The 12,606-nt window shown below is 62.1% G+C and carries 9 protein-coding genes; 7 read left to right on the plus strand and 2 right to left on the minus strand.

From position 1 onward, the window contains the following. Window positions 1–35: 35 nt before the first annotated feature. A complete protein-coding gene (locus H9X91_RS09430; protein ID WP_204804587.1) occupies window positions 36–896 on the minus strand; it encodes a metallophosphoesterase in 861 nt (286 codons plus the stop codon). A 720-nt stretch (window positions 897–1,616) separates the two neighbouring features. Between H9X91_RS09430 and H9X91_RS09435 the strand changes: the two genes are divergently transcribed. From H9X91_RS09435 to H9X91_RS09450, 4 genes are all read left to right on the plus strand, one after another. Beyond that, entirely contained in the window at window positions 1,617–2,261 is a 645-nt protein-coding gene (locus H9X91_RS09435; RefSeq protein ID WP_204804589.1) for a hypothetical protein, read from the plus strand. A gap of 227 nt (window positions 2,262–2,488) precedes the next feature. Next, window positions 2,489–4,612: a sodium-translocating pyrophosphatase gene (locus tag H9X91_RS09440; protein ID WP_204804591.1), complete on the plus strand. Its 2,124-nt coding sequence runs from the start codon at window positions 2,489–2,491 to the stop codon at window positions 4,610–4,612. 233 nt (window positions 4,613–4,845) lie between these two features. Beyond that, the gene (gene eno, locus H9X91_RS09445) at window positions 4,846–6,147 is read left to right on the plus strand and encodes a phosphopyruvate hydratase (RefSeq protein WP_204804593.1); all 1,302 of its coding nucleotides are present in this window, start codon (window positions 4,846–4,848) and stop codon (window positions 6,145–6,147) included. Window positions 6,148–6,497: 350 nt separating this feature from the next. Continuing rightward, window positions 6,498–6,740: a helix-turn-helix domain-containing protein gene (locus tag H9X91_RS09450; RefSeq protein ID WP_204804595.1), complete on the plus strand. Its 243-nt coding sequence runs from the start codon at window positions 6,498–6,500 to the stop codon at window positions 6,738–6,740. Between the two features lie 111 nt (window positions 6,741–6,851). On the opposite strand, the gene pta is transcribed toward H9X91_RS09450, so the two are convergent. After that, window positions 6,852–7,832: a phosphate acetyltransferase gene (gene pta / locus H9X91_RS09455; protein ID WP_204804597.1), complete on the minus strand. Its 981-nt coding sequence runs from the start codon at window positions 7,830–7,832 to the stop codon at window positions 6,852–6,854. A gap of 311 nt (window positions 7,833–8,143) precedes the next feature. On the opposite strand from pta, the gene H9X91_RS09460 reads away from it, so the two are divergent. The 3 genes from H9X91_RS09460 (at window position 8,144) to H9X91_RS09470 (ending at window position 12,516) form a co-directional block, all read left to right on the plus strand. Further along, window positions 8,144–9,970 (plus strand): peptidoglycan DD-metalloendopeptidase family protein, encoded by a 1,827-nt coding sequence (locus H9X91_RS09460; protein ID WP_243414514.1) that lies wholly within the window; start codon window positions 8,144–8,146, stop codon window positions 9,968–9,970. Between the two features lie 195 nt (window positions 9,971–10,165). Then, complete coding sequence (locus H9X91_RS09465) at window positions 10,166–11,200, plus strand: endonuclease/exonuclease/phosphatase family protein (RefSeq protein ID WP_204804601.1); 1,035 nt, start codon at window positions 10,166–10,168, stop codon at window positions 11,198–11,200. 224 nt (window positions 11,201–11,424) lie between these two features. Further along, window positions 11,425–12,516 carry a tyrosine-type recombinase/integrase gene (locus H9X91_RS09470; RefSeq protein WP_204804603.1) on the plus strand — a complete coding sequence of 364 codons (1,092 nt, stop codon included), beginning with the start codon at window positions 11,425–11,427 and terminating at the stop codon, window positions 12,514–12,516. Window positions 12,517–12,606: the final 90 nt, after the last annotated feature.

Here is a 12,606-nt window from a genome sequence, read left to right on the forward strand (position 1 = left end):
CGGTGTGCGTGGGGAGCGTCCGTGCGGCCCTCCCGTCAGTCTGCTGCCCGGCGCAGCGTCACCACCGCCACCTCCGGCCGGTTGAACACCCGGAAGGAGGGACCGGAGTTCCCCAGTCCCCGGGTGACGAACAGCACAGAGCCGTTTTCCGCGTACAGCCCGGCGGTGTAAGAGGGGAACAGGTCCAGATCGTGGGATACCAGCCCGTCCGTAAACGGCAGGCGGATGATGCCGCCGTGGGCGTGGCCGGAGCACACCAGATCCGCCCCCAGCAGGCTGTACTGAGAGGCGAAGCGATTGTTCCGGTGGGCCAGCAGGATCCAGAAGGGGTCCCCGTGGGCGGCATAGACCTCGGCAGCCAGCTCCTCCGGCGTCTTCTGGTCCGCGTACCCGTTGGGATCGTCAATGCCTGCCAGCACGATGGCGTCTCCGTTTCGCTCCAGAGTCACGAACTGGTTGGACAGCACCGTGACGCCGTTGGCGGCAAGGATCTCCTTCAGCTTCGGGACTTCGCCGATGGCCCACTCGTGGTTGCCGGTGACGTAATAGGTGGGGGCGATGGCAGACAGGCCCCGGGCGATCTCCGCCGCATAGCCGTCCTCCGGCCCCCGGTATTTGTCCTCCAGGTCCCCCAGGAAGAAAATGTACTCCGGCTGCTCTGCAGCCACTTTGTCAAAAAGGTCCTGATGATGCCTGCCGAATCCCGCACCATGAAGATCGCTGAGCACCACGATCCGGCAGCCGTCAAACCCGGCGGGCAGATCGGTGAACGCGGGCGAGAAGCGGGTCACCTGCAGGGCGGTGTTGCTCCAATACAGGAATCCGGCCAGACACAGGACCGACAGCGCCAGTGCGGCGAGTTTCCGCCGGCTGCGGCGCCTGGGATGTTTTGGCATGAAAAATACGGCCTCCTCCGCCGTTTTATGAAAACACGTCCGGGACGTGAGCTGACCCTGGCGCAGGGCTGCCCGCCGAAGGCGGCCCTGCAGAATATTCCTTATTATATCATAGCAGTATGGACATGGCGAGAGGAAAAATACACAAAGTAGGGGAAATCGGCAGAGCAGCCGGCTTTTTTTGAGGCGGCGCGGAAGAAGAATTGTACAAAAACTTTACAAAAATTTTATGTAAACTGTTCATTCCGCCCCTTGCAGATGGCGCGGCAGCCTGTTATACTGTATTCTGGAATCCAAGGAAAGAAAGGAGGGATCACGATGATGAAGTGGACCTGGCTTGATCAGGATGATGTGGACGATCTGATTTTCACCGACGCCGGTTGGATGCACAGCGAGCGGTAAGAGCAGAAAAGACGATGAGCCACGCCGGAGGCGTGGATTTTTCTTTTTTTGCGGTCCTGGCGTCTGACAGAATTCGCGGGTACGTTGTGTCCCGCTGACAATATGATCCCATCAGAAAGAGCCTTTGGCCGCCGCCCCCGTACCGGGGGCGGCGGCTCCTGTCATATCTGGGAAAAAGCTGTCAAAATATCATGAAAAAGTTCAAAAGTGTATGGCTTTTTCCGGAAAACTGTGATACGCTGATAACAGAGAGAGGAAATCTGGCAGTCGGGGCCGCGGGGCGTTCTGCGGGCCCGTTTGGGAGAAGGAGAGAGGGAAATGAGGTTCTGGAGATTGCTGGCCGTCCTGCTGTGCCTGTGGGGCCTGGCCGGATGCGGCGCACTGCCGGCCGCAGAGCAGAGCGGGGACGAAGCGCCCCCCGCAGTCGAGGCGGCGGCGCCGGAGACAGACGGCGGCCTGTCTGCCGCCATGCTGGAACGGGAGGCCCGCACGCTGACAGAGGAGGAGGTCCGCGCCGCCTATGACCGGGCGGAAACGGCCTATGGGTGGTTTTACCTGGAGACCCTGCCCAGCGGCCCCCAGACCCAGGAAGTGGACGGCTGGACCTATGAGCGGGTGGATTACCCCGGCATGGAGAATCTGGCAGATCTTCAGGCCTATCTGCGGGGACTGTTTTCCGAGGAGATGGTGGACGATCTGCTGGCTGTGGGAGGATCCCATCCCCTTTACCGGGATGTGGACGGAGTGCTGTATGTCCTTCCCTCCGGCCGGGAGCGGGATCCCTCCAAGGGCGCGGCCGTGATCCAGGTCGAGCACACGGGGGAGACGGCATATTCCGTGGATGTGACGGTGGACCTGCTGGATGAGAACGGGGAGACGGTGACGGGCGTGGAGTGTTATGCGTTTCCATACGAATTCGTAGAGGATCACTGGGTCTTTACGGATTTCCGCATGGTCTACTGAGCCGTCTGACGATTTGGCGAGGAGCCGCCGGGCATTCTGCCCGGCGGCCCTTTTTTGGCCCTGCCGGAGGAGGGAGCAGGTCCCCAAAGCTGCCCGGTTCCGCCTCCGCATGGGGAAGCGCACAAAATGCGACAGCGTTTGCGCCATCTGTTGCCTAATATTTTCTTGAATTTTTTCTGCTACGTGCTAAAATGTACGTATAACGATTGCGAAAAGGAGTGGGAAACATGGAAGACCTGTTCTGGATCGGCTTTGCCGGCGCAGCCATCGCATTGATCTTTGCCTGGGTGCAGCGCAGCCGGGTCATGTCCTTCTCAGAGGGCAACGAGACCATGCGGAAAATCGCGGCCTCCATCCGTGAGGGCGCCAACGCCTACCTGAAGCATCAGTACACCACGGTGGCCAAGGTGTTTCTGGTGGTGTTCATCCTCCTGCTGATCATCGCCTTCGGCTCCGGCGGGAAGATGCTCTCCCAGTTCACTCCCTTCGCCTTCCTCACCGGCGGCATCTGGTCCATGCTGGCCGGCTTCATCGGCATGAAGATCGCCACCAACTCCAACGCCCGGACGGCCCAGGCCGCCTCTGAGAGCCTGAACAAGGGCCTGCGGGTGGCGTTCTCCTCCGGCTCCGTCATGGGCTTCACCGTGGTGGGCCTGGGCATGCTGGACATCACCATCTGGTTCTTTCTGCTGCGGTACGCCTTCGGCATCGACGATCCCGTGGCCCTGGGCAACATCATGGTGATGAACGGCATGGGCGCCTCCTTCATGGCGCTGTTTGCCCGTGTGGGCGGCGGCATCTACACCAAGGCCGCCGACGTGGGCGCAGACCTGGTGGGCAAGGTGGAGGCCGGCATCCCCGAGGACGATCCCCGGAACCCCGCCACTATCGCCGACAACGTGGGCGACAACGTGGGCGACGTGGCCGGCATGGGCGCGGACCTGTATGAAAGCTACGTGGGCTCCATCCTGGCCACCTTTGCCCTGGGCGCCGTGGGCGGCTACGGCTGGGGCGGCCTGCTGCTGCCGGTGGCCCTGGCGGTGGTTGGCATCCTGTGCTCCATCCTGGGCTCTTTCCTGGTAAAGACCAAGGAAGATGCCACCCAGCAGTCCCTGCTGAAGAGCCTGCGGACCGGCACCTACACGGCCGCCGTCCTCTCCGCCGTCCTGGCGGCGCCCCTGACGTATTTCATCCTGGACGGCCACATGGGCGTCTACGTGGCCATCCTCTGCGGCCTCATCGGCGGCTGCGCCATCGGCTACTTTACCGAGTACTACACCTCTGACACCTATAAGCCCACCCAGGAGCTGGCGGCCGCCTCGGAGACCGGCTCCGCCACCATCATCATCGGCGGCATCTCTCTGGGCCTGAAGTCCACCCTGACCTCCATCCTGATCGTGGCGGTGGCGGTGCTGATCAGCTACTTCGCCTCCGGCGGCACCATGGAGATCGTGGATGAGGCCGGCGCCTTCACCATGGCCTTCAACCAGGGCCTGTACGGCATCGGCATCGCCGGTGTGGGCATGCTGTCCACCCTGGGCATCACCCTGGCCACGGACGCCTACGGCCCCGTGGCAGACAACGCCGGCGGCATCGCGGAGATGAGCGGCCTGCCGGAGGAGGTCCGGGAGCGGACGGACGCCCTGGACTCTCTGGGCAACACCACTGCCGCCACCGGAAAGGGCTTTGCCATCGGCTCCGCATCCCTGACGGCCCTGGCCCTGCTGGTGAGCTACGTGAACATCGTCCAGGAGAACACGGAGGAGACGCTGAACTTCACCCTGACCAGCCCCACGGTGCTGGTGGGCATGTTCATCGGCGCCATGCTGACCTTCGTCTTCTCCGCCTTTACCATGAGTGCCGTGCAGAAGGCGGCCCAGTCCATCGTGGTGGAGGTCCGCCGCCAGTTCAAGGAGATCCCCGGCATCATGGAACATAAGGCGGACCCGGACTATGCCTCCTGCGTGTCCCTGTGCACCAAGGGCGCCCTGCATGAGATGGTGGTGCCGGCGCTGCTGGCCATCATCGTGCCTCTGGCCACCGGCCTGGTGCTGGGTCCCACCGGCGTGGTGGGCCTGCTGGGCGGCGTGTCCGTCACCGGCTTTGCCATGGCGGTGTTCATGTCCAATGCCGGCGGCGCCTGGGACAACGCCAAGAAGTACATCGAGGGCGGCCACCACGGCGGCAAGGGCTCCGAGTGCCACAAGGCGGCCGTGGTGGGCGACACGGTGGGCGACCCCTTCAAGGACACCTCCGGCCCGTCCCTGAACATCCTCATCAAGCTGTGCTCCACCGTGTCAATCGTGTTCTCCGGGCTGATCCTGGCCTTCAACCTGATGAATCTCCTGTAAAGAGGTACGGATCATGCGGCCGGACCGCCTTTTGGCGGTCCGGCCCTTCTATGTCTGCGGAAAAGGTGCCGGACAGAAAGAAATTTGCGGAGAAATGACGGGTTTACACGGCCTTTGCTTGACAGGGTAATCGTTTGCCGATATAATAGACCCGGTAAAACCAAGGAGCGTTTGGGGCAGATCTGTTCCCAAGACACATAAAACCATCTGACCAATCAAAGGAGAATGAACGTATGAAGCAGATTCTGGAGATCGTTGACGTTCTGGGCCGGGAGATCCTGGACAGCCGGGGCAACCCCACCGTGGAAGTGGAGGTCTATCTGGAGGACGGCACCATGGGCCGTGCCGCCGTTCCCTCCGGCGCTTCCACCGGCATCTATGAGGCCTGCGAGCTGCGGGACGGCGACAAGAGCCGCTACCTGGGCAAGGGCGTCCTGAAGGCCGTGGAGAACGTGAACACCGAGATCGCCGAGTGCCTGATCGGCATGAACGTGCTGGATCAGACCGCCATCGACAAGGCCCTGATCGAGCTGGACGGCACCCCCAACAAGACCAAGCTGGGCGCCAACGCCATCCTGGGCGCCTCCCTGGCCTGCGCCAAGGCGGCCGCCGAGGCCCTGGGCACCAGCCTGTACAACTATATCGGCGGTGTCAACGCCAAGCAGCTGCCCGTGCCCATGATGAACATCCTCAACGGCGGCGCCCACGCCACCAACAACGTGGAGATCCAGGAGTTCATGATTATGCCCGTGGGCGCCCCCAGCTTCCGGGAGGCGCTGCGGATGTGCGCCGAGGTCTTCCACCAGCTGAAGACCACCCTGAAGGAGAACGGCACCCCCGCCGCCGGCGTGGGCGACGAGGGCGGCTACGCCCCCAACCTGAAGAAGGACGAGGACGCCCTGAAGGTGATCGTGCAGGCCATCGAGGAGGCCGGCTACAAGCCCGGCGAGGACTTCAAGATCGCCATCGACGCCGCCTCCTCCGAGTGGTGGGATGAGGAGCAGAAGCTCTATATCCAGCCCAAGTCCGGCAAGAAGCTGACCCAGCAGCAGCTGGTGAACATGTGGAAGAAGTTCGCCGACAACTACCCCATCATCTCCCTGGAGGACGGCATGGCCGAGACCGACTGGGAGGGCTGGGCCATGCTGACCAAGGCCATCGGTGACCGCGTCCAGCTGGTAGGCGACGACCTGTTCGTCACCAACGTGGCGCGTCTGGCCACCGGCATTGAGAAGAAGGTTGGCAACGCCATCCTCATCAAGGTCAACCAGATCGGCACCCTCACCGAGACCCTGGACGCCATCCAGATGGCCAACCGGGCCGGCTACACCGCCATCGTGTCCCACCGCTCCGGCGAGACCGAGGACGCCACCATCGCCGACATCGCTGTGGCCCTGAACGCGGGCCAGATCAAGACCGGCGCCCCCAGCCGCACCGACCGGGTGGCCAAGTACAACCAGCTGCTCCGCATCGAGGAGGAGCTGGGCGATGTGGCGCAGTATCCCGGCATGAAGGCGTTCTTCAACCTGAAGTAAGCAGCAGAAGCATTATGCAAAGCCGCCCGAACGGGCGGCTTTGCTGTTTCTTTTATCCGAAGTCATGCCGCCCGCCGCAGGAGATCCCCAGTTCCTCCAACAGCGTCACCACAGCCTCAATCTTTTGGAAACAGCGTTCATCGGAGAGAGTCATCTGCCAGGATGTCCCTGATGCGGAGCAGTGCCCGACCTGCGGCATCGGACACCAGGCAGCGATAAAATTCCTGTTCGGTCTGCATAAAATGCCTCCTATGGTTGATATATAGACTAATAGTCTCACATATCGCCCACGCAATACAAACCCCTTCTGTACATTGAAAGTATCCAATTTCCAGAAAGGCGGGGCGTGTGTGGACACCAGAACGGCTGTGGCGAACCGGTTGATCCGGCTGTGTGGGGAAAAGGGGCTGACCATTCACAAGCTGGCAATCCTCTCAGGAGTCTCTCCATCTACCGTAAAGAGCATCTTGTATGGAAAGAGCCGGAATCCGGGCGTCGTCACCATCAAGCTACTGTGTGACGGACTGGAGATCTCTCTGGAGGAGTTCTTCTCTGGGCCGGAGTTTGCGTCCCTGGAACCGGAATTGAAATGAACGACCACGGGGACTTGAGTTTGGCCATGCTCTTGAGATGTTCGCAAATAAAAAAGAGAGGCAGACGCACCGGCGTCTGCCTCTCCTTAATTATAATGTATGAATCGCCGTTCAGTCCGCGCACAGGCCGGCGGTGATGATGGCCATGGAGTAGACCTCCTGGGCATTGCAGCCGCGGGACAGGTCGTTGATGGGGGCGTTCAGACCCTGCAGGATGGGGCCGTAAGCGGCGAAGGAGCCCATCCGCTGGCAGATCTTGTAGCCGATGTTGCCGGCGTTGATGTCCGGGAAAATGAAGGTGTTGGCATGACCGGCCACCGTGGAATCGGGGCACTTGGTGTGGGCCACCTTGGGGGACACGGCGGCGTCGAACTGCAGCTCGCCGTCCATCTCCAGGTCGGGGCGCAGGGCCTTGGCCTTGGCGCAGGCGTTGCGCATCTTGTCCACGTCCTCGCCCTTGCCGGAGCCCAGGGTGGAGTAGCTCAGGAAAGCGATCTTCGGGTCGATGCCGAAGGTCTTGGCGGTCTCCGCGGTCTCCACGGCGATCTCCACCAGCTCGTCCTCGGTGGGCTTGATGTTGATGGCGCAGTCGCCCATGGCCAGGACCTCACGGTCGCCGGTGGCGGAGGGACGCACCAGGATGAAGCAGGAGGACACGATCTTGCTGCCGGGCTTGGTCTTGATGATCTGCAGAGCGGGACGGACCGTGTCGGCGGTGGAGTAGGTGGCGCCGCCCAGCAGAGCGTCGGCGTAGCCCATCTTCACCAGCATGGTGCCGAAGTAGTTGCCCTGCTTCAGCAGCTTGCGGCACTCGTCCTCGGTCATCTTGCCCTTGCGCAGCTCCACCATCAGAGCCACCATCTTGTCCATCTCCGCAAAGGTCTCGGGATCGATGATCTCCGCGCCGCGGATGTTGAAGCCGGCTTCCTCGGCGGCGGCCATCACGGCCTCCGGATTGCCCACCAGGACGGGGGTCAGGAAGGTACCGGACAGCAGACGGGCGGACGCCTCCAGAATGCGGGGATCCGTGCCCTCGGTGAAGACGATCTTCCGGGGATGGGCCTTCAGCTTATTGATCAAAAACTCAAACATTTGATTTCCTCCAAATCATACAGAATCAGGGCAAAAACGATACTATACCCATTATACACGACTCTTCGGCCCGGTCAATTGAAAAATCAAAATAACCTTACAAAAATTTCCGGAATCAGATGCCCGGCATAATCAAAAGTACTAGCATCCACTAGATGTTGTGTTTCCAAAATGCGGAAAACACGAGAAAAAAGAGAACTTTTTTAACAATTTTATACTTGACTGGAAGGGGAAAATAGCGTATGATTACAAACGGTAACAAATTGTAACCATTTTGTTTGAGCTTTTACGGAGACGATATGAGCGAACATATGAAAAAAGTGAATCCGGACGCCAGGCAGCCCCGCCGCGGCGGCAAGCGCCTGGCTGGAAAAGAGCCGCACCACGCACCGGATACGGTGCGGGCGGAGACGACTGGATCTGCCCCCACGGCCGTGAAGCCGCTGATCCCGGAGTGGGAGGAGACGCCCGCCCCCCAGGCCGGTCACGGGGAAAAGCGCCGCCGCAGGAACATGCGGGAGGCGGTCCGCTCCTGGCAGGAGAGCGAGGGAGAGATCAGCCCCGTGGTAACAGGCTGCCAGGCTCTGGCGGAAAAAGCGAAGGAGACCCGGCGCCACTGGCGCCGTCTGGTGCGGGAGAGACGGGCGAAACGCTTCCCGGAGTCTGAACGGCTCCCGGTCCAGCTGCTGCTGCTGGCCTGGGGGATGCTGCCCACGCTGGGCAGCCTTTTGGGCGAGCGTGTGCGGACCCGCCGCAAGCAGCGGGGAGAGCGGGTATCCGCCCTGCGGGCCAAGCTGGGGCGCTGGCGCATCCATCCCCTGGCGCTGCTGGGCGGCGGCTGCGTTGCGGCGGCCATCGGCCTGTTCTTCTCCAGCTACACGTTCGGGACCACAGTGCTGTACGACGGCGAGGTGGTGGCCGCCGTGGGCTCCCAGTCCACGGCGGAGGAGGCGGCGGCCCAGCTGGAGACCGTCACGTCCCGGACGCTGGGAGAGCAGTACACCATCGACGCCTCCCGGATCCAGTACACCTCCGGCTTGCTGCGGCGGCAGGATGTGGTGGATGAGACCACGCTGGAGGAGGACCTGTCTCAGGAGATCGGCCTGGTGACCCAGGCATACAGCCTGTATGTGGACGGGGAGCTGGTGGGTGCCACGCCCTATGAGGGGGCGCTGGATGAGCTGCTGGCCCAGCTTCAGAGCAGCACGGCGGACGAGAACACCATCTCCTGCGAGTTCGCGGAGGATGTGGAGATCAAGCACGAGTACGTTCCCACGGAAAAGGTCATGAACCTGGGGTACCTGGCGGAGCTGCTGTACAGCACAAAGACCGCAGAGGTCACCTACACCGTCAAGGCGGGAGACACCTGGTCCGAGATCGCAGAAGATCACGACATGACGTCCAAAGAGCTGCTGGAGATGAACCCCGGCTATGACATCGACAAGATCCAGATCGGCGAGGTGCTGACCCTGTCAGAGGCTGTGCCCTACCTGACGGTGACGGTGAAGCAGCGGGAGTACTATGTGGAGGATGTCATGTATGACATCGAGTACACAGACACGGCCTATCTGTACAAGGGCGATTACAAGGTGGTCTCCGCCGGCGAATACGGCGCCGCCGATGTGGTGGCCAATGTCACCTATGTCAACGGCGTGGAGACGGAGCGGACGATCCTGTCCTCCGTCACACTGAAGGAGCCTGTGACGGAGCAGCGGCTCCAGGGCACCAAGGAGCGGCCGACCTGGTATCCCACCGGGACCTTCCGCTGGCCCATCAGCGGACGGATCACCTCCTACTTCGGCGGGCGGTCCTCTCCCGGCGGCATCGGATCCACCAACCACCAGGGCATCGACATCGCAGGCAGCTACGGCACGCCGGTCTATGCCTCGGACGGCGGCACGGTCACCTATGCCGGCTGGATGGGCGGTTACGGCTATCTGGTGGAGATCGACCACGGCAACGGCTATGTGACCCGGTATGGTCACAACAGCAGTCTGACGGTCTCTGTGGGCCAGCACGTCTACAAGGGCCAGCAGATCGCCCGCGTGGGCTCCACCGGCAACTCCACCGGCAACCACTGCCACTTTGAGGTCCGGTACAATGGCGTGGCAAGAAATCCCCTGAACTATCTTCCCTGAGCATGTGAAAGAGCCCCCGGCTGAAGCCGGGGGCTCTTTTTCGATCCTGCGGACCAGGCCGCGAAGATGAAAAAGATCGGCGGGAAACTTGACAGCATCGGGAGCAGATGGTATGGTTAAGGCAGAAATGGAAACGTTTGCGAGGCCGGGGCCGCATGTCCGGTGACTGGTCTGAGAACAAGGAGGGCAAAGGTTATGAGAGGCATCCCCAATCCGGAGCGGCAGCGCCTGGGGGCGCTGCTGGAGCAGGAGACCCAGGAGACAGTGATGGCGAAGATCCCGCAGTTCGCGGAAGCTGAGACGGAGAATTGGGCGCCTGCGCCGGCGGCGGTGCCGGAGCAGCTGGGCATCCTGGTGTTCAACATGGAGCGCGGCGTCCATCTGGAGGAGCTGGGAGATTTCCTGCAGGACTGCCCGGACATCCGGCCCCTGGACGTGGTGCTGGCCAATGAGCTGGACGACGGGTGCGTCCGGTCCGGCGGACGGAACACGGCCCGGGAGCTGGCGGAGCGGTTCGGCTGGAACTATGCCTACGGCCTGGAGTTTATCGAGCTGGTGAACGGAGCGGACCCAAAGGGATTTCACGGCAACGCCATATTTTCCCGGTGGCCCATTCGGCGGGCCTGGACTGTGCGGCTGCCGGAGCAGTACAACTGGTACTTTGACCGCCAGCGGCGGATCGGCGGCCGGTGTGCCGTGCTGGCGGAGCTGGACATCGGCGGCCGTCCGCTGGGCGTGGCGTCCATCCATCTGGAGAACCGCACCCACGGAGAGGGGCGCCGTCTTCAGATGGAGACTGTGCTGCAGGCGGCGGAGCGGCTGCTGCCAGGCATCCCGGTGGTGCTGGGCGGGGACCTGAACACCAATACCTTCGACGGCCGGGACAAGGATGTCATCCAGGAGATCGCAGGCAGCCCGGAGCTGCAGCGCCGCTGCCTGGAGGATGTGGCCCGGTATGAGGCGGCGCTGTCTGCTGCGGAGGATATGGGGTACTGTGTCGTTCCGCGGGAGCCGGCGGTCACCCGGCGCAAGCCGCTGCCGGATGGAAGCAGCCTGGGCCTGCGGCTGGACTGGCTGCTGATGCGCGGCGTAGTGCCCGGAGAGAGCCGTGTGCTCTCCACCCGGACAGCGGACTGCGGCTTTGCCCGGCCGGATTCGGCGCTGGCGCAGTTTCAGGAGGAGGAGCTCTCCGACCACAACGCGGTGTGGGCAGTCTGCGGACGCCCCTAATTCGAAAAAGCATGGAACCGACAGACAGGCGGCTGCCTCTGGGGCAGCCGTCCGTCTTTTGCCGCCCGACAGGTGCCGGAGAGCCTACATAGATGGAGAAAAAAGAGGCGGGAACGAGAAAAAACGGCGGCGCAGAAAGAGATTTTGCCATTTGGGGCATCCTAACCGCAAAATTATCTGCTATGATAGAGGGGCATTTTAGAAAGAGAGAGAGGAATGCCCCTATGCCCAGAAAGACCATCCAGAAGAATTTAGCCTATGATACGGAGCGGCGATTGTACTATGCAGTCTTCCGGGAGGACGGACGGCGCTATACCCGGACCTACCACACCCGGGAAGAGGCCCAGGCCGCGTTGGAGGGGCGGCCCTATGCCAGCCGCCGTCTGCCTGGAAAGGACTGTTCCCTGCGAGATTGGCTGCTCTTCTGGCTGGAAGAGGTCGTGGCCAGGGACCGGGCGGAGAGCACGCTGTATGCCTATCGGAACATGGCCCGGTGCCATGTGCTGCCGGCCTTGGGAAAGATCCCGCTGGCAGAGCTGACGCCGCTGCGGATACAGAGCTACCTCTATGAAAAAATGGACCAGGGGCTTTCTCCCAACACGGTGATCAAGCACTATGTGATGCTGACCACGGCCCTGGGGGTGGCGGTTCGGCTGGAGATCCTGGAACGCAGCCCCATGGACCGGGTCAAACCGCCCAAAAAGCAGGAGACCCGCTTCAGCTTCTATTCGCCGGAGCAGCTGCAGCGGCTCTTTGCGGCTGTGGCGGGGACGGCCATGGAGCTGCCGGTGAAGCTGGCGGCCTATCTGGGCCTGCGCCGCAGTGAGATCTGCGGCCTGCGGTGGAAGCATGTGGACCTGGAGGTGGGCCTGCTCTATATCCAGGAGGTGCGCACAGAGGTGGGCGGCACAGTGGTGATGAAATCCCCCAAGACGCGGACGTCCCACCGGAGACTGGGCATCGCCGGGCTCCAGGACCTGCAGCAGATCCTGTACCGGGCCTGGGAACGGCGGAACACGGACGACCCGGAGGAGTGGGTGGTGATGCGGAGCGACGGCACGCCGCCCAAGCCGGATGAGCTCACCCGGGAGCTGCTGCAGATCGTGCGGAGGAACGGCCTGCCCAAGATCTCTCTCCACGGGCTGCGGCACAGCTTTGCCTCTGTGGCCAACAGCCAGGGAGTGCCCATGTTCGACATCTCCCGCACGCTGGGCCACAGCTCCATGACGGTCACCAGCAACATCTATACGCATCTGTTTGACGACACGGGCAACCACACGCTGGCCGCCGTGGCAAAGGCCATCGAAAAGGCCTGAGGACACTTTACAGGAATTTTACAGATCCGCGCTTTTCGATTTTATCTTTTTGTGCCAATCTGGTATATGTGAAATACCGTGCCCTGACAG

This window comes from Oscillibacter valericigenes (assembly GCF_016902445.1).
Lineage (GTDB): Bacteria > Bacillota > Clostridia > Oscillospirales > Oscillospiraceae > Oscillibacter > Oscillibacter avistercoris.